This window comes from uncultured Bifidobacterium sp. (assembly GCF_949292005.1).
Taxonomy (GTDB): domain Bacteria; phylum Actinomycetota; class Actinomycetes; order Actinomycetales; family Bifidobacteriaceae; genus Bifidobacterium.
The window spans coordinates 1-22,859 of the sequence record NZ_CASEXV010000051.1 but is presented as its reverse complement, the minus strand read 5'-3'; the positions used below and the strand labels follow the sequence as shown (position 1 = coordinate 22,859).

20 protein-coding genes are annotated in these 22,859 nt (G+C 62.4%); all 20 read right to left on the bottom strand.

From position 1 onward, the window contains the following. Positions 1–7: 7 nt before the first annotated feature. Positions 8–742 carry an orotate phosphoribosyltransferase gene (gene pyrE, locus Q1X90_RS03665; protein ID WP_300766638.1) on the bottom strand — a complete coding sequence of 245 codons (735 nt, stop codon included), beginning with the start codon at positions 740–742 and terminating at the stop codon, positions 8–10. Beyond that, positions 739–1,671: a dihydroorotate dehydrogenase gene (locus Q1X90_RS03660; protein ID WP_300766636.1), complete on the bottom strand. Its 933-nt coding sequence runs from the start codon at positions 1,669–1,671 to the stop codon at positions 739–741. Before Q1X90_RS03660 ends, pyrE begins: the two co-directional genes overlap by 4 nt. Next, complete coding sequence (locus Q1X90_RS03655; protein ID WP_300766634.1) at positions 1,671–2,498, bottom strand: dihydroorotate dehydrogenase electron transfer subunit; 828 nt, start codon at positions 2,496–2,498, stop codon at positions 1,671–1,673. The genes Q1X90_RS03660 and Q1X90_RS03655 overlap by 1 nt, the downstream gene beginning before the upstream one ends. An 88-nt stretch (positions 2,499–2,586) precedes the next feature. Continuing rightward, on the bottom strand, positions 2,587–3,555 hold the full coding sequence (gene pyrF, locus Q1X90_RS03650; RefSeq protein ID WP_300766632.1) for an orotidine-5'-phosphate decarboxylase: 969 nt from the start codon (positions 3,553–3,555) through the stop codon (positions 2,587–2,589). Positions 3,556–3,646: 91 nt separating this feature from the next. Further along, entirely contained in the window at positions 3,647–5,071 is a 1,425-nt protein-coding gene (locus Q1X90_RS03645) for a dihydroorotase (protein WP_300766630.1), read from the bottom strand. 2 nt (positions 5,072–5,073) lie between these two features. Continuing rightward, positions 5,074–5,493 carry an aspartate carbamoyltransferase regulatory subunit gene (locus tag Q1X90_RS03640; protein ID WP_300766628.1) on the bottom strand — a complete coding sequence of 140 codons (420 nt, stop codon included), beginning with the start codon at positions 5,491–5,493 and terminating at the stop codon, positions 5,074–5,076. Continuing rightward, positions 5,493–6,488: an aspartate carbamoyltransferase gene (pyrB, locus tag Q1X90_RS03635; protein ID WP_300766666.1), complete on the bottom strand. Its 996-nt coding sequence runs from the start codon at positions 6,486–6,488 to the stop codon at positions 5,493–5,495. Before pyrB ends, Q1X90_RS03640 begins: the two co-directional genes overlap by 1 nt. Positions 6,489–6,658: 170 nt before the next feature. After that, positions 6,659–7,981 carry an SLC13 family permease gene (locus Q1X90_RS03630; RefSeq protein WP_300766626.1) on the bottom strand — a complete coding sequence of 441 codons (1,323 nt, stop codon included), beginning with the start codon at positions 7,979–7,981 and terminating at the stop codon, positions 6,659–6,661. A 168-nt stretch (positions 7,982–8,149) separates the two neighbouring features. Next, positions 8,150–8,557: a hypothetical protein gene (locus Q1X90_RS03625; protein WP_300766624.1), complete on the bottom strand. Its 408-nt coding sequence runs from the start codon at positions 8,555–8,557 to the stop codon at positions 8,150–8,152. Next, complete coding sequence (feoB, locus tag Q1X90_RS03620; protein WP_300766664.1) at positions 8,554–10,482, bottom strand: ferrous iron transport protein B; 1,929 nt, start codon at positions 10,480–10,482, stop codon at positions 8,554–8,556. Before feoB ends, Q1X90_RS03625 begins: the two co-directional genes overlap by 4 nt. A 301-nt stretch (positions 10,483–10,783) precedes the next feature. Continuing rightward, positions 10,784–11,053, bottom strand: coding sequence for a FeoA family protein (locus tag Q1X90_RS03615; protein WP_300766622.1), 270 nt, complete (start codon positions 11,051–11,053; stop codon positions 10,784–10,786). A gap of 333 nt (positions 11,054–11,386) precedes the next feature. After that, entirely contained in the window at positions 11,387–14,491 is a 3,105-nt protein-coding gene (locus tag Q1X90_RS03610; protein WP_300766620.1) for a bifunctional [glutamine synthetase] adenylyltransferase/[glutamine synthetase]-adenylyl-L-tyrosine phosphorylase, read from the bottom strand. Positions 14,492–14,534: 43 nt separating this feature from the next. After that, positions 14,535–15,383 (bottom strand): methylenetetrahydrofolate reductase, encoded by an 849-nt coding sequence (locus Q1X90_RS03605; protein ID WP_300766618.1) that lies wholly within the window; start codon positions 15,381–15,383, stop codon positions 14,535–14,537. Continuing rightward, positions 15,383–17,689 carry a 5-methyltetrahydropteroyltriglutamate--homocysteine S-methyltransferase gene (gene metE, locus Q1X90_RS03600; protein WP_300766616.1) on the bottom strand — a complete coding sequence of 769 codons (2,307 nt, stop codon included), beginning with the start codon at positions 17,687–17,689 and terminating at the stop codon, positions 15,383–15,385. The genes Q1X90_RS03605 and metE overlap by 1 nt, the downstream gene beginning before the upstream one ends. Positions 17,690–17,867: 178 nt before the next feature. Next, the gene (locus Q1X90_RS03595; RefSeq protein WP_300766662.1) at positions 17,868–18,425 is read right to left on the bottom strand and encodes a histidine phosphatase family protein; all 558 of its coding nucleotides are present in this window, start codon (positions 18,423–18,425) and stop codon (positions 17,868–17,870) included. Beyond that, the gene (locus Q1X90_RS03590; RefSeq protein ID WP_300766614.1) at positions 18,415–19,593 is read right to left on the bottom strand and encodes a tRNA (adenine-N1)-methyltransferase; all 1,179 of its coding nucleotides are present in this window, start codon (positions 19,591–19,593) and stop codon (positions 18,415–18,417) included. The genes Q1X90_RS03595 and Q1X90_RS03590 overlap by 11 nt, the downstream gene beginning before the upstream one ends. Then, positions 19,583–20,440, bottom strand: a complete 858-nt coding sequence (locus tag Q1X90_RS03585; RefSeq protein ID WP_300766611.1) for an ATP-binding cassette domain-containing protein — start codon at positions 20,438–20,440, stop codon at positions 19,583–19,585. Before Q1X90_RS03585 ends, Q1X90_RS03590 begins: the two co-directional genes overlap by 11 nt. A 1-nt stretch (position 20,441) precedes the next feature. Next, on the bottom strand, positions 20,442–20,876 hold the full coding sequence (locus tag Q1X90_RS03580; protein WP_300766609.1) for a tripartite tricarboxylate transporter TctB family protein: 435 nt from the start codon (positions 20,874–20,876) through the stop codon (positions 20,442–20,444). Between the two features lie 55 nt (positions 20,877–20,931). Further along, on the bottom strand, positions 20,932–22,467 hold the full coding sequence (locus Q1X90_RS03575) for a glutamate synthase subunit beta (protein ID WP_300766607.1): 1,536 nt from the start codon (positions 22,465–22,467) through the stop codon (positions 20,932–20,934). 1 nt (position 22,468) lies between these two features. Further along, positions 22,469–22,859, bottom strand: a 391-nt coding sequence (locus tag Q1X90_RS03570; protein WP_300766606.1) for a hypothetical protein, incomplete at its 5' end; no start/stop codon positions are given.

Genomic DNA, 22,859 nt, shown 5'->3' with positions numbered 1-22,859 from the left:
GATCAGATCACCCTTGTGATGCGCCGTAACGGGCGAGATAGTCGTGAGCTTCTCCGGCAAGACGCTCGTCAAGGACGGGATTGCCCTCCCCATCGAGCAGGCTTGACGCGGCATCGAACACCTCACGTATGGTCACAATGGGAAGAACGGGGAACCCGAATTCCCTTTCGACCGAGCGCACCGCGGATACGCCGGAATCGTCGACGCGCTCCATGCGATCGACGGAAAGAACAAGGCCGACTATCTCCACGTCGGCCGCGCCGCGCAGTTTGGGAACGACCTCGCGCATGGCGGTTCCTGCGGTCATGACGTCGTCGACGAGAAGAATCCTCATGCCATCGTGCAATGGCATTCCCACGAAGATCCCGCCGTCGCCGTGGTCCTTGCGCTCCTTGCGGTCAAAGGTGTACCCCACACCCGGAAGATTGGCGGTCAGCGCCATCGCCGTCGAGATGGCCAGAGGGATTCCCTTGTACGCCGGGCCGAAAATCGTGTCGATGCCTCCCGGCAGCTCCCCCGAGCCGATGGCGGACAGCACACGCTCGGCGTAGAACCCGCCAAGCCGCGAGACGAGATTCCCGGTGTCGAATGCTCCGGCGTTGATGAAATAGGGTGAGCGCCGACCGGATTTCAACCTGAAGTCACCAAATTTCAGTGCTCCGGCGTTGATGAGGAAGCGGGTGAACCGCGTGTGGATCGATTCGGATTTCGTGCCCATGCCGCTTATGTCCTTCATGCTCATCTCCATGTTCCTCCATTAGCCAGTCGACGGGCCAGCTCGGGTCTGGTGTCGAGAAGATCGTCAAGCTCCCGTGCCACGCGCAACGGTGCCGTGGGATCGTACAATGCCGCTGCGCCGACCTCCACCGCGTTCGCTCCGGCATACATGTATTCCAGTGCCCGCTCGCCTGAATCGATGCCGCCGATGCCGATGATCGGGATGTGTGGAAGAGCCTGACGCACCCGCCATACGAAACCCAGTGCGATCGGGAAGATGCATGGTCCCGATACACCGCCCGTACGGTTGGCGAGAATGGGTTCGCCCGTGCGTATATCGATGCGCATTCCGACGAGCGTGTTGATCAGGCTCAGGGCGTCGGCGCCGGATTCCACCGCCGCCTTGGCTATGGGGACGATGTCCGTCACGTTCGGGGAGAGCTTGACAGTCATGGGCTTGTCGGTGAGTCCGCGCAGACGGTCGATCAGACGGCCCAGGGCCACAGGGTCGCTTCCCACGCTCATGCCGCCATGGTTGACGTTCGGACAGCTGACGTTGATCTCCAGCATATCCGCGGGAGAATCGGCCAGTTTCGCGACGACCTCCGCGTAATCGTCGTCACTGTGCCCTGCGACGTTGGTGACGACCGTGGCCCCCAGATCCTTGAGCTTGGGAAGCTCGTCGACCAGATAGTGGTCGACCCCCGGATTCTGCAGTCCGACCGCGTTAACTGTTCCAGCGGGGGTTTCGGCCGTGCGTGGCGAGGGGTTGCCCTCCCAGGGAACCGGCGAGACTCCCTTGGTGCTGATGGCGCCCATCTGGCTCACGTCGTAGAACCATCGGCAGGCAGCCAGTTGGAATGTTCCCGAGGCAGTGCCCACCGGATTCTTCCATCGGACTCCGGCCACGACCGTGGAATGACGCCATTCATGCGCTTCGAGTACATCCATCATCAGGCCTGCTCCCCCCATCCCAGCTTCTCGGCGGTGAAGACGGGGCCATCCGAACAGACCTTGAGTCTTCCTTCGACCGTGTCCACGGCGCACACCACGCAGGTGCCATATCCGCATCCCATTCTGGATTCCAGACTGAACTGGGTGGCGATGCCGCGTGGGCGCGCCCAGTTAGCGACGGCGCGCATCATCGGTGTGGGGCCGCACGACAGGATGACAGTGGGCAGCCCAACGTCATCGAGCGAATCCTCCAACCGGTCCAGAAGGGTGATCACGTTGCCCTCCGCGTTGGTGATGCTTTCCGTCCTGGTGACGAACGGCGCCACAAGATCATCGGCGAACCGCTCGTCGCGGTATCCGAAAACCGAGGTGACCGCCACATCGTCCCGCTGGCTCAGATGCTGGGCCGCGTAGACCAGAGGAGGCACGCCAAGACCTCCCCCGACGAGAACATAGTGGGCGCTGGCGCGTAGATCATACGGCCTGCCCAACGGTCCCATCACGTCGACGCCATCGCCGGCGCTCAGATGGGAGAACTCCTCGGTCCCCTCCCCAACGACGGCGTAGACGACGGATACCTCGTCCCCCGACGTTGAACACACCCCGAGAGGGCGCGGCATCAATCGTGTCGAGTTCGCTGAATACAGCGTCACGAACTGCGCGGGACGGGCGTGTCCGGCGATGTAGGCGTCCCGGAAGGTTAACCGATACACCCCTGAGGTGAGCCTGTCCGATGCAATGACATCCGCGTTGCGTCGTCCAGGGAACCGGCCCGCCTTGGTGGCGTGGGTGATGACGGTTTGTGATCCGTCGACGGTGCGTGTCATGTGGTTGCGGTCCTCCCTGGTTGATTGTGTTCGTGCGTGTCCGATGATATGCGGGTCGTGTGTCCGTTCGTGCGAAGCCCGATCCGCGTCATGCCGCGAGCGCCGACGTGATGTCATCCCTCATGGCAATGGCGGCCTTGCGGGCCGACCGGGACACGACATCAAGGATCTCCTCCACTCCCATGGTCGGGTCGATGGCATCGTCGCGACGCCAGGCTCCGATGATTCCGCGGGAGGAGTTGACGATGGCCCCCGATCCGTGCGAGTCGAACATCGGAACGATGTCGGCGGAGGTTCCTCCCTGGGCGCCGTAGCCGGGAACGAGGAAGAAGGTGTGCGGCATACGTCCTCGCAGGCCTGCCGCCTCCTTGGCTTGGGTGGCTCCGACCACCGCGCCCAGCCGTGAGTATCCGTGGGCTCCGATTGTACCCTCCCCCCATTGCTCGGTCAGGTCGGCCACATGCTCGTAGACGTGCAGACCATCATCAAGAAGGCATTCCTGGACCTCATCGCTGGAGGGGTTCGAGGTGCGGACGAGGACGAAGGCGTCCTTGTCGTGGTCACGTGCGGCCGACACGAAGGGGAGGATTCCGTCGGATCCCAGATATGGGTTGACGGTCACCGCGTCCTCATGCCAGAGGTCCCTGTTCCCGTTGCGATCCCCCGAGTCCAGTCCCGACAGATGCGCGGCGTAGGAGACCGCGGTCGACCCGATGTCTCCGCGCTTGATGTCGCCGATGACGTACAGCCCCCGTGACGCGGCGTACTCGCATGTCACGGTGTAGGCGTCCATACCCGCCGGTCCCAGAGCCTCGTACATCGCGATCTGCGGCTTGACCGCGGCTACGATTCCCACCACCGCGTCGATGATCGATCTGTTGAATTCCATGTAGGCCACGGCCAGGCGCTCGGCCGGAAGATCGGCGGCGTCGATCTCCTGAGCGACTTCCGGTTCGAGCGCGTCGACGAGGGAGGGTGGGACAACCTGAGGAGTGGGGTCCAGTCCCACCACGCTGGGGTTGCCCACGGCTTCAATCGCATCGATAAGACGATCCATATCCTTCGCTTGTCCTCTCCTTGTGGGGGGTATGTGTCGTTCGTGGGTTTGTGCGTCGCAGGATTCGGGGTGGCCGTCCGATGAGCCTCCGTCAGCCGCCCAGGAGGCCGGTGGTGAGGCTCACCAGACGCGATCCGATGACCGTCCCCACGGCCCTGCCGGTGACGATCCATCCGTCGAAGGGGGTGTTCCTTGCCTGGGATTGGAAGTCGGCTGCGCATATGGTCCAGGACCGTGATGTATCGAGTATGACGAGGTCCGCATCCTCGGGATGCTCAACCAGGGAAAGGTCGAGCGTGCGACGCTCCGAGCAGGCGCTTGATGTGTTGAGGAGCGCCGCCACGTCCGTGGAGACATGTCCCATCAGACGGTTGGGGGCCAAGGACATCAGTTCGATCAGTCGCCGGTCGTCGATGTATCCTGAGTCGACGAGGATCCGGTGGCAGACGCCATAGGCCGTCTCCAATCCGATCACCCCGTTGGGAGCGTCGACCATGCCAAGATCCTTCTGGGCGGTGGTGTGGGGAGCGTGGTCGGTGGCTATCATGTCGACGGTCCCGTCCGCAACCGCGGTGACGGCGGCCTGCCTGTCCGCGGCTGACCGCAACGGAGGATTCATCTTCGCCAGCGGTCCATAGGACTCCACGTCCTCGTCGCACAGTGCGAGATAGTGCGGGGCGGTCTCGCAGGTGATGGGAACGCCATCGGCCTTGGCTTTGCGTATCAGGTCGAAGGATCGTGCCGTGCTGACGTGCTGAAGATGAATGTGGGCGCCGGTTCGGCGGGCGGCCGCGATGTCGCGTTCGATTATCGTCGTCTCGGTCTCCGGCGGTATTCCGGGAAGACCCAGCCGATGTGAGACCGCGCCGTCGGTCATAACGCCCGACTTGTGGCGTTCGCAGTGATCAGAGATGGGGATTCCGGCCGCCACGGCGTTGTTCATGGTGGCGTCAAGAACCGCATCCGACACGGCTGTCCCGTCGTCGCTGATGGCTCGTATGGGATGGCGTGGGGCGTCCGCCACTGGGGATGGGTCACGGGGCGGGGGCGTGAGGAAACGCGACCAGTCGGCCAGACGAGTGGGCTTCAGACCCTCGCGGCGCATGGACGCGCACACGCACAGGTCATAGCGCACGGGAAGGGGATGATGGGTGGTCTCGTATGTTTCGAGGTAGTCGAGAACCGTGCCGTCGCCGTAGGGAAGGACCCCGTCGGCCGCGGGAATCGTGTTGGGCATGATCAGAACCCTTGTGTATCCGCCGGCGGCGGCGGCGCGGGCTCCTGTATCCATGGTCTCCTTATCGGTCTGTCCCGGATCGCGGAAGTGCACGTGGGGATCGGCCAGACCGGGGGCCACCGTCAGCGCGGAGGCGTCGATGACATGTCCCGCATCCTTGGACGAACCGGATAACGCCGCGAAATCCAGCATTCCCCGGTCGGTGTCGACTCCAGGAACCATAAGGTCGATGCGCTCGGAGGTGTCCCACACGCGGATGTTCTCGAAGGTGATGGCCATCGTCAGAGTTTTGCCTCCTCATCGCAGTAGTCGCAGCGGTATTCCTGCCGCTCCGAGTGGACCAGATGGAACCTTTGGTGGATTCCCGGCTCGGCGGTTGTCACGCAGCGCGGATTGACGCAGGTGATGACGTCGACGACATGCTCGGGCGGCTTCGGCTTCGATTTGCGGACGATTCTTCCACCTCGGACGATGTCGACGGTGGCCTGCCGCGCCACGAATCCGAGCACCTCCAGATTGACGTCGGCGTCGTCCTCGATTTTGATGATGTCCTTGCTGCCGAAACGATGGCTGGACGCGTTCATGATGAGGGCCAGCCGCGTCGTGGCCGGATTGATCTGAAGGTACCGCAGAACCGTGAGTGCGGTTCCGGCGGGGACGTGGTCGATGATCACGCCATCCTGGATGCTGGTGACCTCCATCAGATCGCCGCCTTTCCTGATTGTGCACACGCTGGACCGGAAGGAGGGCCGGATCGTGTGGGTTCATAGCCCTCAAGCTCATCCCCCACAACCATGCTTTCGAGCGCCATGCGCACCAGCATGCCGTTGCGCACCTGCTCGAAGTAGGCGGCGCGTGGATCGTCGTCGACCTCCACCGCGATCTCGTTGACTCGTGGGAGAGGGTGGAGCACGGCCATATCGGGTTTCGATAGAGACAGCTTTGATTCGTCAAGGATGTAGGTGTCGCGCAGGCGCAGATAATCGTCCTCGTTGAAGAAACGCTCCTTCTGCACCCTTGTCATATAGAGAACGTCGAGATCGCCGATGACCTCGGACAGGTCCCTTGTTTCGGTGTATGAGCATGACGGCGTCGAATCGATGCGGTCCAGGACATACTGTGGCGTGGTGAGCTCCTCGGGACTGATCAGGACGAAATGGACGTCGCCGAAACGGCATAGCGTCTCGATCAGGGAATGGACGGTACGCCCGAACGTCAGATCTCCGCACAGACCGACCGTGAGATGGGTGATCCGTCCGAATCGGGACCGCAATGTCGCCAGATCCGCCAGAGTCTGCGTGGGATGCATGTGCCCGCCGTCTCCCGCGTTGATGACCGGCACGCGCGATGCCTGGGCCGCGACCAGGGCGGCACCCTCCTTGGGGTGCCGGATCGCCACGACGTCGGCGTAGTTGGAGACGGTTTTGAGGGTGTCGCTGATGGACTCGCCCTTGGTGACCGAGGCCAGCTGCGCTCCCGCGAAGCCGATGACCTTGCCTCCCAGCCGCAGCATCGCGGTTTCGAAGCTCAGACGGGTCCGGGTGCTGGGTTCATAGAACAGGGTGGCCAGAACCCGTCCATCGCATGTGTGGGACACCTCTCGTCGGTGATGGTCTATGTATGCGGCCCGATCAAGGATGTCGAGGATGTTGGTGGTGGACATGTCGTCGAGCGTGACGACGCTCATCCCCTCCAAGGAGCCTGGGGAATCCTGTGGGGAATCCTGCGCGGGACACGCGGAATCGTTCGTCTGACGGGGGCATGCTCCAGTGATTTCAGCGGACATTGCGCACCTTTCCAGATAAGGTGGCCGTTGCGTTGCGACCTAGCCAACCCTAGGCCGATATGCTGACAAAAGCCATGGAATCATCGCTGAGTCGACAGCCATAGTCCCAGCACCGACATGGTCAAGCACAAGGGCACGCTGACGGCGGAGATCAGGGTGAACTGCCTGAGTCGTGGCCGATGCAGTGCTCTGTCGCAGATGTCCACCCAAAGAAGATTCGCCAGGGAACCCACGTAGGTGAGGTTGGGGCCGATGTTCACGCCGATGAGAACGGCCATCACCGCGGGTGCTCCGAAGGTCGAGGCGGCCGGAATGAGAAGCATCGCCGCCGGAAGATTGTTGATGACGTTCGCGAGGATCGCAGCTCCGAAGGCCGTCGCCAGAAGCGCCGGAAGTGATTGCGATCCATGGACGAGCGCGGAGGCCAGCATCGCGCCGCCGTGGCTGCGAAGAACCTCGATCGACATGCCCAAAGACAGTACGAACAGAAGGAAAGGGACGTTCGACGCGTGCCACCACAGGCGGGACTCCTCCCGGACGCCCGTCCGCGACCGTGCGACGCGTGTGGTCGACAGGATGATGCAGGCGGCGAGCGCGACCCACAGCGGCTCCACGCCCACCGTGCCGCAGATGAAGAATCCCGCGAGCGCCATGCCCACCACGACGACGGCTGTCGTCGGCGCGGCGTCCGATGGGGTCATGTCCGCCTCCACCACCGTGGTCCGGACACGGACGGCGGTGCTTCCTGGGTGGCTCCGGGCCGTCTGATGGTCGCGCAGGACTGGGGCGGAGCGCAGATCCGTTCGGAACGCCACCCTCAACACTACGTATTCCGTCAGCACGCCCATGATCCATGGCAGGGCGGAAAGTCCCATGAACTGGGAGAAGGTCAATCCCGACAGGCCAAAGGCGAGAAGGTTGGTCAGGTTGGACACTGGAAGCAATAGGGATGCGGAATTCGCAAGATGCCCGGTCGCATAGAGATACGGCTCGGGTGGAATGTCACTGTCGACGGCGGCGGACAGCACCACGGGCGTGAGAAGGAGCACGGTCGCGTCAAGGCTCATAATGGCCGTCACGGTCGAGGCGAACACCACGACCCAGACGAACAGCATGCGCGGCGATCCCTTCGCCAGAACCCTCATTCGCTCGCCGACATATCGAAACAACCCCTCATTGGCGCAGAGGCGTGCGAGGATCAGGGAAAACGCGAGGAAGCACACCGTCGGCGCCAGAGTTTCCAGAGACGCGCGAGCCGTCGTCACATCCGCCGCTCCGGAGAGTGCGAGGGCCACGCATGAGGAGATGGCGACCGCCATTTTGACGGTGGCGGAGCGAAGAGCGATTGAGGAGAGTACTAGAAGAACAAGAACCGTCAGAGCGAGCGCCCCTTGCCACGACATAGAGCCTCTTCCTCGTGTGTTTCGCGATTGTCGTCATGCTGCGCGTCCATAGGGGCGCCACCCATAAGGATATGCCGGGCGCTTAGCGGATTCCGGCGCACCTCCATCGCGTGTTGAGGGTCGAATGCGGATGGCCGGCCAGGACGGAGACGTGGCTGTGCTGAATCGTCAGAGATCTCGGTCGCTCGGCGCATGCTTCCACGCACGTTTCGCGCGGCCGATGGCGGATCGGCATATCCGACGCAGGGAGGATGGACGCTGGCGTGATCGCGGAAGCAGCGGACAGCCTGCGCAGACCAGCGAATGTGGATCCGGCGAGCACGACCCCAATGAGCATGGAGATGCGGATGGGCGGTTGCCTGACAGCCGTCCGGTGGCAATGGCATGGCGCTCGACCATGCGCACGAAATCGGCCGGCAGGGTCAATGCCCGTGCGCAGGCGTCGATGGCCACGCCGGCGGAAAGCATGCCGATGATCGTTTCGACCACGGCGCCCCCGTCATGACTGTTGTCCCCGGACGTCCTGCGGAATCCATGATCGGATTGTCCGGTGCCATCCTCCCGTGGCTTCGTCATAACACAAGCCTGAGAATCTGGAAGGCCGCCACGGCGAGGATATACGCGACCACCAGTCCAAGGGCGACTGTGGAGGCCATGACCTTTGTTCCGTACTGCCGTCTCAACTCGGCCACGGTTGCCAGACACGGCGTGTAGGCGAGAACGAAGAGAAGGAACGCAACGGCGGCCGCACGACCATGCCCATTGGAGGAGCGATCGAAGGATTCGCGTATCGACGTGCCCAGTGCTCCGGACCCCTCATCGGCTTCACTGGCGGAGTCGCTGGTCGCGATGTTGTATGACTGCGACATCGACCCCACCACAACCTCCTTGGCCACGAATCCAGTCAGAAGCGCGGCCGACGCATGCCAGTCGTCGAATCCGGCGGGAGCGAACACCGGCGCCACGGTATCGGCGACCACACCGTAGACGGACTCATGCACGTCGTCGACATCGGCGAAGGACCCTGCGCTCGCGGTGGCGGGGATCCCCTGCAGAATCCACATGGCCACGATCACCGTGACGATGATTCCGCTGGCTCCGCGGATGAACCCCCACAGCCGCGTGAGCACAAGCCGGATCGTCGCCACGGCCTTGGGTATCTGGTATGGCGGGAGGCTCATGGTGAAGGGTTCGGGACGCAGACCGTGGAAGACCGTGTGCCGCAGGAGTATCCCCACGCCCAGAATGAGGAGGATCGACGCCACGTACATGAGGAATATGACCAGTCCGGCGTATTGGCGGAAGAACGCGTATGCAAGGACCATATACACCGAGAGCCGTGCCGAGCATGATGTGAAGGGGATGAGCATCCCCACCAGAACGCGTTGGCGTGAATCTGTGAGCGACCTCGTCGCGGCCAGCGCCGGAAGATTGCAACCGAATCCCACGACAATGGGAAGGAACGCCTTGCCATCAAGTCCCAGGGCCCGCATCGCCCTGTCCATGACGAAGGCCGCCCTGGCCAGATATCCCGAATCCTCGAGCATGGACAGAAGCAGGAACATGATGCCCATGGGCGGTATGAACGTGGCCACCGAGATGATGCCGTCAAGCACGCCGTCGACGATCAGAGAGTGGGGCCATCCGTTGAGCGCGGCCTCCCCTCCCCACGAGAACATCGTGTCGACCGCGGTCGTCAGCCAAGATCTGAGGGTGACGTCGATCCAATCCTGCAAAGGCCCCGCGAGTGTCGTCGTGGCCTGGAAGACGGCATACATGGCGGCGAGGAAGACAGGGATGCCGAGCCATGGACTGAGTAGAAGGGAGTCGATGCGGTCGGAGACGGTGGCGCGTGTCGGAGAGGAGATGTCAATCGATTTGAGGACCTTCGCCACCCATTCGAAACGCCGGTCCGCGCCATCCCGAACCCAGACGTCGAGATCCTGGTCATTCGATGGAACGGAAGCGCGCGGCTCCACGCCCGAGACTGATGGCCGACCATCGGTTATGACGTGCTCCATGGCATCCTCGAGGGCAGTAAGCCCCTGCCCCGTCCTCCCGTCGACCTCCACAACGTCGATGCCGTCCAGTGCCTTCGACAGAGCATGCGGGTCGATCTCGGTGGACTGGCGTCGCGCGAGGTCGTTCATGGTGAGCGCCACCACGACGGGTCTCCCCAATTCGAGAAGCATGGCGAGAAGATACAGCGAACGTGAGATGTTCGTCGCATCGAGAACCGCGACAATCAGATCGGGCATGGGTTGTCCCCGATGTCCCAGAACCGCCTCGGAGGCCACACGCTCATCCGGGGAGAGTGGAAGTAACGAATAGGTTCCCGGGGTGTCGATGATGTTCCAGCAGTGCCTGTTGCGGTGGAGTGTTCCGTATTCAAGGAGCACGGTGGTTCCCGGCGCGTTCATGACGCGGGTGCGCATGCCGAGCATGGAATTGAACAACGACGATTTCCCGACGTTGGGATTGCCGACGAAGACAACGCGCATGGCCTTGTCGTCAACACGGTCCGCGGCGCCGGAAATCTCCGGAGTGGGATTGGTTCCCAGTGTCTTCGAATCTCGGTTGTCGGAGTTATCGTCGATGGCCGATGGGAAAACGTCGGTCCCGGGGGCCGCACCCGTTGTTGTCGCGGACCGTCCGCCATCAGGGGACGATGTTGGGGCGCAGTAGGGGCATTTCCTGGGCATGGCACGCCTTTCCGCAGTCATCTGGCCGTAGCAGCCGGACGGAGGTCATTGAATTGATGGGTCATTGAATCGCGTATGTCATCGGTTCGGTCGACGACGGTCATCGCTTTCCGGAGGCCGAGCGGACGACGATTGATGTGGCCGTGGCGGAGTCGACCGCGATCCTTTCGGTCCCCCGCGCCACCAGACGCCCACCGAAGGCGCAGCGCTGGGCGACGCGCACATGCAGGCCCTCCCTGAGGCCGAGCTCCGAGAGACGGAAGCGATGGACGTCGTCCAGTTTCACCGAGTCGATCACCACGTCCATGCCGACCGGACATGACCGGAGCGTCTCCGTCGTCCGAGGGTCGGTCAATGAGATATTCATCATAGTCAACCATTATGGGGACGCGACTTCAAGGAAATCAAGACTTGTTTTTTACACGTTCTGTGGATAGAATAAGTGTTTCTTTCAATAATCGCTTTTGTGTCAATGGTTCCCGCATGCGAGTTCCGGATACGGGCCGACCGTCATCTGGCGACGATTCGTGTATGTGTCCTATGCCGGCCCGGGACATCGGCCCGGGGATATCGGCCCGGGGATATCGACGGACTACGGAATACCCTCGCTCCTTAGCGATGTCCCACCGTTCTCACGCGATGTCCCGCTCCATGCGACGTCCTCTGTGCCTGTGGGATTGTGCCTCCATGCGCGATTGTGTCTCTATGAGATGTCCACCGCTCCATAGAAAAGCCGTCTGGCCACCTCGCGGCAACGTCTCATAGCCGACATCACATCGTTGTCGAATTGTTGACCATGATGAGGCGGGTATCCCATACATGAGGCCACTCCGGCGAGGGAATAGCGGTCGTCGGGAAGAACATCGGCCTGTGATGTCCTTCCCGTCCAGAGATAGTTCGCGTTTCTGGCGGCGGTGCACAAGCGCCATGAGTTCCGCAGAATCGTTCCGTCGCCCTCTCCGATCAGCCCGAGCGACACGAGGGCGTCCAGCGCGGTCATCGTCGATCCGGTCCGTAAGGCGGGTTCGTGGCCGGCATGGCGAAGCTGAAGAAGCTGCACCGTCCACTCGACGTCGGACAATCCCCCCAGACCCAGTTTGAGATGACGGTCGCGGCGAACTCCGCGGGGCAGCCTCTCCCCCTCCATGCGTGCCTTGAGACGTCGAATCTCCGCGACGTTTTCCTCATCCGGTGGCACTGCGGGAAACCTCAGCGGATCCGCGACACGTGAGAGGAAATCCGCGGAGAGATCCCTATCCCCGGCCGTGTGACGGGCCCTGATCAACGCCTGATGCTCCCACACGCTTGACCATGACGAATAGTATTCGGCGCAGGACTCTAAGGATCGCACTAGTGGGCCGTTACGACCTTCGGGACGGAGCGACAGGTCGAGCGAGATCGCCGGTTCGGTCGTCATCGGACCTTGGAGGATGGTTCGAAGACGGTCCACCACGCCCCTGGCGTATTCCGACGCGTCGGAATCCGAAGCCCCTGGTTCCGGACGGTAGATGATGATCGCGTCGGCATCCGAGCTGAAATTCAGTTCCCGGCCGCCGTATCTTCCCATGCCGATGACGCTGACTGATGCGGGTCTGCGCTCCGACGATCCGGCGACATCTGAGCAGGACCATGACAGGGCCGCGTCGATGAGGGAATCCGTCACTTCGGTCAACGCCGTCAGACAATCCTCGTCGCTCATCACATGGCTGATCCAGGCGAGGCCGATGCGCTCGATCTCTCGTCTGCGCATCATGCGCAGCGACATGGCCACGTCGGCCAGATCATCAGGTGATCGATCGACCGCGGCCCGGCATTGCACGTCAAGGCTTCCGCGCGACCGTGGCGTCAAAAGCGCGTCATCGCCCAGCCAGGTGATGGATTCGGCCGATTTGTTGAGCGCGTCTCCCAGAAAGCGTGAATCGGCGAGGATGTGGCATAGACGTTGCGCCGCCGAGGGCGAGTCCCTGAGGAACCCCAGATACTCGCGGTCCGATCCAAAATGCTCCTCAAGACGCCGCCAGTTGAGAAGGCCCATATCCGGATTCTGGCCCTGACCAAGCCATTCAAGAACGGCCGGAAGCAGGATGCGGTTGATCTTGGCTGCGCGCGACAGGCCAGCGGTAAGGGCGTCCATATGTCTTATGGCGGCTGAGGGATCCTCGAATCCAATGGATCTGAGACGATCATGGACCGCGGCATCGTTAAGGGAGAAGGCGTCGCTGTCGCGTTGCGCGGTGATCGGCAGCATCGGGCGGTAGTAGATCTCCATGTGGAGGTGGCGCACCTCGCGTCTGGTCCGGTCGAAACGCTCAAGAAGCTCCTCTGGTCGGAGGGAGAATGCCCTTGACAGACGTCTCAGCTCGTCATTGTGGTCGAGCAGATCGGTCGTCACCTCGCGTTTGCGGTCCAGACCGCCGCGGTTGCCCTGTCCGAGGTCGGGGAAAAGATGCGTGCGTTTGAGGGACCACATCTGCTGACGATGTTCGAGGACGCGTTCGAATCTGTAGTCGTCGGCCAATTCCCGGGCCTGCTTCCTGGATACGTATCCGCCTTCGGAGAGCACGCGCAGCGCGTGCAGGGTGCCGGCCACGCGCAAGCCGTCATCGGTCCGGCCGTGGACGAGCTGCAGCATCTGAACCGTGAACTCCACGTCCCGCAGTCCGCCGCATCCCAGTTTGATCTCACGGTCTCTCAGATCCTCGGGGATAAGCGACTCCACGCGGCGGCGCATCTCCTGACAGTCGTTGACGAAGTTTCTCCGGGTGGAGGCGGACCAGACCAAAGGCCTTGTGCCATCCACATAATCCCTTCCAAGGTCGCGGTCGCCGGCCACACACCGCGCCTTGAGAAGCGCCTGGAACTCCCAGCTCTCCGCCCAGCGTCGGTAGTAGTCGAGGTGCGAGTCGAGGCGGCGGACCAGAGGCCCGTCCTTCCCCTCGGGACGCAAAGCGGTGTCGATCTGCCATAGCGTCGGCTCATCCACTCCGGGGATCACGGACTGGCACACGCGTTGCAATGTGAGCGCCATCCTCGCCCCGACGCGGAGCGCCTTCTGGACGTCGGTGGTGCCGTCCGCCGGCTCGACCACATAGATGAGGTCGACGTCAGACACGTAGTTGAGCTCCTGAGCTCCCAGTTTTCCCATGCCGATAACCGCGAACCGGCACATGGACGAGTCCGCGGTGCTCCCCCGGGCGATCGCCAGCGCCGCGTCGAGAGTGGCGTCGGCCAGATCCGACAGGGCCGCGCTGATCATTGGCTGGACATCCATTGGATCGGCGGCCAGAAGGTCCCATGCCATGATGGCCGCGAGACGGCGATGGTATTCCCGCCGTAGATTCCGGGCGGCCGTCGTGAGATCCAGACCCGACACGGCGTATCCCGATGAGGAATCGGCTCCGACGGCGGTCATGAGATTCCGTGTCACCGCATCCGCGACCAGCCGGCCCGAATGACTACCATCGTGGGACACGTTCAGCACGGACAGCACGAGATCCGGACGGTTCCTCATCATCATCGCCATGGTGGAGCTCGCTCCCAGAACGCGGAGGAGTCCGTCAAACTCCTGCGAGGTCAAAGGCGCGGTACGTCCGACATCCCTTAGCGATTCCATGACGTCGGTAACGTTCCGCAACGCCATGTCGGGATCGCATGTGGCTGTGAGGATCCTGATGAGCTCGGTCGGATCGATATCGGGTCCGCTCTCCGAGCATAGGGCGCGGACGACGTCCCCGACATCCCCTGGATGGCGGATTCCGGCTCTGAGAAGATCCCTGACGCCGATGGGTGCGGTCGAACGGTCTGACATGATTACAATCTAGCGCGTGCGGGCGCTCCCGTTGCCGGACCGGTCATTCGACGGAGAAAAGGGAGGAGACGTTCCTCCATATCCGACGCGTCGTGGCCGGCCTGTTCATGGTGTATAGATGGACGCCATCAACGCCGTTGGCCACGAGGTCGGCGATCTGCTCGGAGGCATAGACTATCCCCGCGCTTCTGAGAGAATCCGGATCGTCCCCCCACTTGCGCAGCAGAGCCTCCACGCGCGCAGGGATGTGCGATCCTCCGCGTCGGGCCATGCCGCGAACGGACTTCTCGCTGATAATGGGCATGATTCCGGCGTGCACGGGAACGTCGATGCCGTGCGCCCGGCAGACATCCATGAAATGGTAGAAGTCGTCGTTGTCGTAGAACAGCTGGGTGATCAGCCTGCTCACCCCGGACTCCACCTTGATGGCCAGATTCGACACGTCCTCCTCCAGGGACGCGCAATCCGCGTGGCACTCCGGATAGCAGGCGCCCATAAGAATCATGTCGGGTCGGAGCCCGTGGATGTACGCGGCGAGATCGCTCGCATGGGGGAACACACCGGTGGGTTCGAGCCCGTCGACCGGATCCCCGCGAAGCGCGAGCACCGACTTGACCCCGGCCCTGTCGAAGGCGCGGAGAGTCTCCTCGACGCTGGACTCGTCGGCGTACAGGGATGTCAGATGGGCGACGACCGGAATGTGGTATTCCCCCGCCACCGTCGCGGCGATGCGTGCGGTCGCAGACCTGTCGGCCTGCGACCCGTGGCCATACGTCACGGAGATGAAATCAGGACTCAGACCCTCCAGTCCATCCAACGTGTCGTAGATGGTGGTGACGGGCCCGGTGCGTCGCGGAGGAAAGACCTCAAGCGAGAAACGTGGATTGTGCATCAACGCCCCAGTTCGGACCGCACGATCCTCGCGGCCTCGACCATGTTCTCCAGACTGGACCATGTCTCGTCCTCGCCACGGGTTTTGAGGCCGCAGTCCGGATTGATCCACACCTTCTCGGCGTCGATCTTCTCGAGAATCTCGCGGATCCGAGTGACAAGCTCATCGACTCCGGGAATCCGAGGTGAGTGGATGTCGTAGACCCCTGGTCCCACCTCCGTCTCGAAATGGGCGTCATGAATAGCGTCAAGCACGACAAGATCGCCGCGGGACGCCTCGAAGGAGATCACGTCCGCGTCCATATCGTCGATGTCGCGGATGATGTCGTTGAACTCCGAATAGCACATATGGGTGTGGATCTGGGTGGTGGGACGAACGCCCGAATGCACCAGTCGGAAGGCGGGAATGGCCCAGTCCAGATACTCCCGGTGCCAGTCGCTGCGCCGAAGAGGAAGCTTCTCCCTCAAGGCGGCCTCATCGATCTGAATCACGCGTATGCCGGCCTTCTCGAGATCAAGCACCTCGTCGCGGATCGCAAGCGCGAGCTGCCTGGTCTGAACCTCATGCGACACGTCCTCGCGTGGCCATGACCAGTTGAGTATGGTCACCGGCCCGGTGAGCATGCCCTTGACGATCTTGGATGTGCGGCTTTGCGCGTATGAGCTCCACCTGACGGTGATGGGACGAGCGCGGGACACATCGGACCAGACGATGGGGGGCTTCACGCACCGTGTCCCGTAGGACTGGACCCAGGCGTTGCGGGTGAAGAGGAATCCATTGAGATTCTGGCCGAAGTATTCGACCATGTCGTTGCGTTCGAACTCGCCGTGGACGAGAACGTCCAGACCAATCGACTCCTGACGCGCGATCACGTCGTCGATCTTGTTCTGGATGAAGGTGTCGTATGTCTTCTGGTCGATCTCGCCCTTGCGCAGCTTCGCCCTCTCCGAGCGCACCTCGCGCGTCTGTGGGAACGAGCCGATCGTGGTCGTGGGCAGAAGGGGAAGGCCAAGCTCCTCGCGCTGGACCCGTTGGCGTTCCGCGCGAGCGGGATGACGGACGAGATCCTCCGGAGTGAGCGAGTCGATGCGTTTCGCGACATCCGGGTCGGCAGACACCCTGCTGCCATCGAAAAGCGACCGATTCGCCGACATCTCCCTCGAGGTCTCGCGCCCGGCTTTGTCGAGGTCTGCGATCCGGGAAATCTCATTAAGCTCTTCGATCTTCTCCTGGGCGAAGGCGAAATGCTTGAGAACATCCTGCCCCAGAGCGTCCTCGCCTTCCGTGGTGTAGGGGACATGGAGAAGCGAGCATGCCGTGGATATGGCGACATTCGGCGTGATCGAGCGCAGCTCGTCAACGATTTCAAGGCTGTCGGCGTAGTTATTGCGCCAGATGTTGCGCCCATTGACCAATCCGGCAACAAGCGTCGTGGATTCGGGCACCCCATACCGGCGCACGGCCTCGAGGGTCCCGCGACGGCCTTCGACCAGATCAAGGCCGATCCCGTCGAATCCCATAAGGGTGAGTCTTTCGTAGATGTCTGCGACATGACCGAAGTACGTGTTGAGAAGAACCTTCACGCCGCCGCGTCCCGCCGCGAGGATCGGCGCGTACAGCGAAGTGAACAGCGATTCGTCCCCCGGCTCCTTGTCCATCGACAGATAGGGCTCGTCGATCTGGACCCACGACGCGCCAAGTTCGGAGAACTGGGTGAGGATGGTTGCGTAGACTGCCGATACCGCGTTGATCAATCCACGGTCGATGTCCAGCTCCTCCGCGCGGGGATCGCGTGCGAGCTTGAGGAAGGTGTAGGGACCGATGAGAACGGGCTTCGTGTCGATCCCCGCGGACCGTGCCTCGAGAAACTCGTCGAAGGGCTTGGTGGACGCAAGCCGTATGTCCGTCGCCTCGTCGATCTCCGGGACGATGTAGTGGTAGTTCGTGGTGAACCACTTCTTCATCGGGAGCGCGGTGACATCGCCGCGTTCGCCCTGATAGCCACGTCCGATGGCGAACAGGGCGTCCTCGGGATTCTCGAAGGATAGGGAACGATAGCGTTGCGGCACGGCGTTAAGCATGATCGCGGTGTCGAGCATCTGATCGTAGTAGCTGAAATCGTTGCTGGGGATGAGGTCGATTCCCTGGTCGGCCTGCAGCTTCCAATGGCGCCGGCGAAGATCGGACGCCGTCTTTCGGATCTCATCCAGCGACCGGTCGCCTCGCCAATATCCCTCGATCGCCTTCTTGAGCTCGCGGTCACGGCCCACGCGCGGGAATCCGGATACGGAAGTAAGCAATGGCATGGCACGTCCTTTGATGTAGTCGTTATGGTGAGGTGACCGTTATACAGGGTAGCAACAATGGTTATGCAGAGTTATTAGATGCATTGTGGTGTCGTTATAACGTTAGTTTATAGCGAGCCGGGGAAAGTCTTCAGTGCTTGCGCATGACGGGAGATGATGGTCCGTCCGGCGCGAATCGTCATCGCAGATCCTTGGGCCTTACCACTCCCTCCAGCCGCGCGGATCGCACCTGCCACCGGCTGTAAGGCTCATCAGCGGTGAGGATGGCCGCACTGCCGACCGGCATCCCCAGCCCCACGAGGGAAAGCGCGCCGGCATCGGAATCGGATGACGACAGCCATTGCGCCGCGACGGAAACCGTCGGTTCGTGCGTCAGGACAAGAAGAACGTGGGTGTCGTCGGACGTCTGCCGGAGCTCTTCGAACACAGCCTGAACCCCGCCATCATAGAGGCTTTTCCGGTAGTCGACCTTGGGATGGTCTCCAAGAACCGCGAGCATGCGGTCCAACGTCTGCCGGGCGCGCGCCGCACCTGAGCACGCTATGCGGTCGGGCACCAGATCCGCGGCGACCAGTCCTTTCGCCATTCGCTTCGCCTGTTTGAGGCCCTTGTCGGTGAGCGGACGGTCGATGTCAGGCAGATCGACCCCGGATTCTGCCTTGGCGTGACGCATCAGGATTAGCACATGAGCCTTCCGCGACCAACGTTTGGCCAATACCGACATGTCAGCGCCCATCTCCGTCTCCTTCATGCTCATCCTTCGGTTTCGCGTTTCCGTGGTCGCAGCCGTCGATGTCGCGGCGGGACTCGGATGCAAGATATGAGGTCTGCCGGTCGAGGTCGCGCAGAACCTTGCGGAGCTTACGGTCTGATATGTCCCTGAGCTCCAGCTCCTCCAGCTCCCTGCGACGCTCCTGAGGCGTGAGGGAGTCGATGTCGCGACACGTGTCCTTCGCGGCCCTCTCGTGGCGTCTCGGCGGAACAACTCCAGGAGACATGGCTCGGGACACGATGAGGAAGCCCGTGTGTCCGATCATCTCATGCTCGGGACGCACGGCCAGGCCATCCGCCTTCCACCCGCGGGCCAAGGTCTCGCCGATCTCCGGCTCCGTCCAGTGGTCGGATCCCCGGAGGGCCTCGGCCATCCTCGACATCTGAGATGTGGTGGTCACATACGCCACCAGAATTCCGCCTGAGGCCATGATCCTCCAGATCTGGTCAAGACGGTTCCACGGGTCCAGCATGTCAAGCACGACACGGTCGATGCGGTGCTCGGGCATGGACAATGCGGCCGAATCGCAGTCGTCCACACGAAGATCCCACCACGACGGCTGGTAGCCGAGGAAAAGAGACACGTTGGCCCGGGCGACTTTTGCGAAATCAGGCCGGACCTCCACGCTCACCAGGGACCCCGAGGGGCCCACGGCCTGCACAAGCGCCAGACTCATCGCTCCGGAGCCCACACCGGATTCAAGCACACTCATGCCGGGGCGGATGTCCCCCACCGCGAGAACCTGCGCGATGTCCTTGGGGTACATGATCTGCGCGCCTCTGGGCATGGACAGGATGTAGTCGATCGCCCGTGGCCTCATGACCATGTAGGGCCAGCCTCCGATGTCGCGCGCCCCCTTCCAGGGTTTCGAAGGCGATCCATCGGCCTCCCCGGACTGCCCAGACTCCCGTGCGGTGCGGACGCGCGACCCGCTCACCGATGTCACAACTCCCCCCGGCTCGATGCCGATGATGTCGTCATGGCGGATGAAGCCGTGGTCAGTCTGCGTCACTGCGCCACGGACAAGCTGCTCGGTGTAGCGCCGTCCGCGCCGATCTGTGAGCTGCACCTTCTCGCCAGGTCTCAGAGGACCACGGGACGTCTGGATATGCATGCTCTCCTCATCGCTCATGTGCGTAGGCCGCCCATCGTCCGTGCGTGTGGGTGACGGTCAGCGGAAGCCCGAAGACCTGCGATAGCCTCTGCGATGTCAGCCCATGTTCGAGATCACCGGCATACACAATCGTTCCCGGAGTGGGGTCGCCGCTGGTATACCCGTTCTTCACGTCTTCCGTCCCATCGTTCCCGATTCGGCCCATAATGGCGATGTTGTCGAATCCGGCGGGAATCTCCTCAAGACGGTGCGTCACCAGGACAACCGCACGGGAACCGCCCTCCTTACCTATCTGGGAGAGGGCTTGAAGGGCGATCTCCCGTCCTCCGAGGTCAAGTCCTGTCGTCGGCTCGTCCAATATGAGAAGATCCGGATCGGCCATAAGCGACCGGCACACCAGGACGCGCGTGCGTTCTCCTTCGGAAAGCCGGTACATGCGCTTCCCCTCGACATAGGGGATGGCGAAGCGGCGCAGCAGAGCACGGGCCTTCGACACATCCCCAGATGTGAACGTCTCGCGCCATCGTCCGGTGGTTGCGGTCAACGCCGTGAGGACGACGTCCAATGGATCCTCGTCGGGAGGGAAGGCGCGCGACAGCTCCGCGGAACTCAGCCCGATCCGATTGCGGTATGAGAACACGTCGACCTTGCCCAGTCTGTTTCCAAGAATCGTGACCGTTCCCTCGGTCGGATGCCCTCGGGTGCTCATCATCCGCACCAGCGTGGATTTCCCGATTCCGTTGGGACCGAAAAGAATCCACTTCTCCCCTTGTTGGACGGTGAGGTTGACGTCCGAAATCAGGGTGCGTCCCTGGCGTCTTAGATTCACATCCCGTATTTCCAGCGCCGGAGTGGTCGGATTCATCTCACACGGCCGTCCCGTTGTCGTCAAGCCGCGGATTCGAGGACGGATCGCGGGAGATGAAGAACAGGGACATGACTCCCAGAGCGAATGCCACCGACACGACGATGATCAGCCACAGCGGATGAGAGGGAAGCCACATGGCCACAAGGAAGGCGATCGCGGAAAGCGCTATAAGCGCCCAGCAGGCCACGCGAATCCACCATCGGAACGAGTGGCGGGATGAGCCCGTCGCATGGCTATGGTCCGAGCCGTCGTCCGTCGATCCGGATGGCGTCCATGGCTCGCCGGATTCCTCCGTCAGACGTCGGGACCGTTCCTGCAGGTCGTATTCGTTCATCGTTCGCGATGACCGAGCCACGACCGGCCTCGACGCGGGCGCGGATCTGCCACGGCGCTCCTGGCGGGCGCGGGCCCGCCTTTCCTCACGATTGGACATAACCCTCCTCCTTCATTGGATGAGACCATACTAGGCGTCGCCGCTAGGGACGGCGTCACCGACGCGGAAGCATCATCGGGCGCTGGGTGGTGGTGATGGGTGAGGGCAGCTCGGTACCGCCGGTCAGATAGCGGTCCACCGCCGCCGCGCAGCTTCGTCCCTCGGAGATGGCCCACACGACCAGACTCTGACCCCGTCCCGCGTCGCCGCAGGCGAAAACACCATCCTGCGAGGTGGCGAAGGCCGTGTCGCGTGAGATGTTGCCGCGGCCGTCAAGTTCGACCGGAAGTTGGTCGAGAAGGGTGGATGTGTCGGGGTGGAGGAATCCCACGGAGATGAGGACGAGATCGGCGGGAATGACCCGTTCCGTTCCTGCCTGCCTGGTGAATGGCCCGTTCTCTCCCGGTGCCACATTGACGATTTTCAATCCCGTCACATGGCCGTCGCGATCCGCGATGAATCCCTCGGTCGTCGCGGAGTCCTCCACGGTCACACGGTCGTCATCCTCATCGCCGTCCACGAATTTCAGGGAGTCCGTGTCGTAGACGTATGTGCCGCCCTCCTCCATCGAGGAGGTCTTCTGGTAGGTGCGGGCATAAGTGGGCCACGGCTGGTTGTCCGGCCTCGAATCGGGCTCCTTCGACATGATCTGCAGCACGGTGACGTCCTTCGCCCCCTGTCGCAGCGACGTTCCCAAGCAGTCGGACCCCGTGTCGCCTCCGCCGATGACGACCACATGCTTGTCCTTCGCGGTGATGTTCTTCTCGGGCTTGACGCCGTATATGCGCCTTGTCGCGTCCGGCAGGAAGTCCATCGCGAAATGGATGCCGTCAAGTTCGCGTCCCGGAATCGACATGTCACGCGGAACGGTCGATCCGATGGCCACGACGACGGCATCGTACCGGTCGCGGAGCTCCTCCCAGCCGAGATCTTTTCCTATCTCCACGCCGGTGACGAAACGCGTGCCCTCCGCCCCCATCTGTTCGACCCGCTTGTCGAGCAGATGCTTGTCAAGCTTGAAATTGGGAATTCCATAGCGCATCAGACCGCCGATGGCATCGGACCGCTCATAGACGACCACCGTGTGTCCGGCGCGTGTGAGTTGCTGGGCGCAGGCCATACCGGACGGGCCGGATCCAACGACGGCCACGGTCATGTCGGTTAACCGTTCGGGAGCCATCGGCGTGACAAGATCGAGATCCCAAGCCTGATCGATGATGGTCAGCTCATCAAGCTTGATCATGGTCGGAGGCTGGTGTATTCCCAAAACGCAGGCCTGCTCACATGGAGCGGGGCATATACGCCCCGTGACCTCGGGGAAGTTGTTCGTCATCGACAGGCGGTGGTATGCGTCCTCCCATTTGCCTTGGCGGACGAGATCGTTGAACTCCGGAATGATGTTCCCCAAAGGGCATCCCGTCATGCAGAACGGCGTCCCGCAATCCATGCAGCGTGCCGCCTGCTCCGTCGTCCATGGCTGGAGGCCGTCCTCCGCGTGAACATCGAACCAGTCCCTGATGCGCTCCTCGACGGGACGCTCGGCCAGTTCACGGCGTGTGCGGACCTTTAGAAATCCTCGTGGGTCGCCCATGTCAGTGCGCTCCTTCCATGACCTGCTCGTAGACGTTCTCCCACGCCCCAGGGGCGTTAAAGTCCACATGGTTCTTCTCCGCGACGACCATCGCCTGCGACATCGCGAGATAGGCCCGTGGCGCGATGGACGTGAATCTCAGCGCGGAGGCATGCCAATCCTCAAGGAGATCCGCGGCGAAACGCGAGCCGGTCTCCTGCCGATGGCGCTCGACCAGCGACCGGACCAGCTCCGATTCCTCGTCATCCAGTGGCTGGAGGCGAAGGGAATCCGTTTTCAGGGCACCAGGGTTGATCTTATTGATGTCGAGATCGAGAACGAAGGCTCGACCTCCGGAGAATCCGGCTCCGAAGTTTCTTCCGGTGCCGCCAAGCACAACAACCGTTCCGCCG

Bases quoted from the DNA above. Each gene is read 5' to 3' on its own strand.
- pyrE (WP_300766638.1), bottom strand. From the start codon at position 742: ATGAGCATGAAGGACATAAGCGGCATGGGCACGAAATCCGAATCGATC.
- Q1X90_RS03660 (WP_300766636.1), bottom strand. From the start codon at position 1,671: ATGATGGATGTACTCGAAGCGCATGAATGGCGTCATTCCACGGTCGTG.
- Q1X90_RS03655 (WP_300766634.1), bottom strand. From the start codon at position 2,498: ATGACACGCACCGTCGACGGATCACAAACCGTCATCACCCACGCCACC.
- pyrF (WP_300766632.1), bottom strand. From the start codon at position 3,555: ATGGATCGTCTTATCGATGCGATTGAAGCCGTGGGCAACCCCAGCGTG.
- Q1X90_RS03645 (WP_300766630.1), bottom strand. From the start codon at position 5,071: ATGGCCATCACCTTCGAGAACATCCGCGTGTGGGACACCTCCGAGCGC.
- Q1X90_RS03640 (WP_300766628.1), bottom strand. From the start codon at position 5,493: ATGGAGGTCACCAGCATCCAGGATGGCGTGATCATCGACCACGTCCCC.
- Q1X90_RS03630 (WP_300766626.1), bottom strand. From the start codon at position 7,981: ATGTCGTGGCAAGGGGCGCTCGCTCTGACGGTTCTTGTTCTTCTAGTA.
- Q1X90_RS03625 (WP_300766624.1), bottom strand. From the start codon at position 8,557: ATGACGAAGCCACGGGAGGATGGCACCGGACAATCCGATCATGGATTC.
- feoB (WP_300766664.1), bottom strand. From the start codon at position 10,482: ATGCGCGTTGTCTTCGTCGGCAATCCCAACGTCGGGAAATCGTCGTTG.
- Q1X90_RS03615 (WP_300766622.1), bottom strand. From the start codon at position 11,053: ATGATGAATATCTCATTGACCGACCCTCGGACGACGGAGACGCTCCGG.
- Q1X90_RS03610 (WP_300766620.1), bottom strand. From the start codon at position 14,491: ATGTCAGACCGTTCGACCGCACCCATCGGCGTCAGGGATCTTCTCAGA.
- Q1X90_RS03605 (WP_300766618.1), bottom strand. From the start codon at position 15,383: ATGCACAATCCACGTTTCTCGCTTGAGGTCTTTCCTCCGCGACGCACC.
- metE (WP_300766616.1), bottom strand. From the start codon at position 17,689: ATGCCATTGCTTACTTCCGTATCCGGATTCCCGCGCGTGGGCCGTGAC.
- Q1X90_RS03595 (WP_300766662.1), bottom strand. From the start codon at position 18,425: ATGGGCGCTGACATGTCGGTATTGGCCAAACGTTGGTCGCGGAAGGCT.
- Q1X90_RS03590 (WP_300766614.1), bottom strand. From the start codon at position 19,593: ATGAGCGATGAGGAGAGCATGCATATCCAGACGTCCCGTGGTCCTCTG.
- Q1X90_RS03585 (WP_300766611.1), bottom strand. From the start codon at position 20,440: ATGAATCCGACCACTCCGGCGCTGGAAATACGGGATGTGAATCTAAGA.
- Q1X90_RS03580 (WP_300766609.1), bottom strand. From the start codon at position 20,876: ATGTCCAATCGTGAGGAAAGGCGGGCCCGCGCCCGCCAGGAGCGCCGT.
- Q1X90_RS03575 (WP_300766607.1), bottom strand. From the start codon at position 22,467: ATGGGCGACCCACGAGGATTTCTAAAGGTCCGCACACGCCGTGAACTG.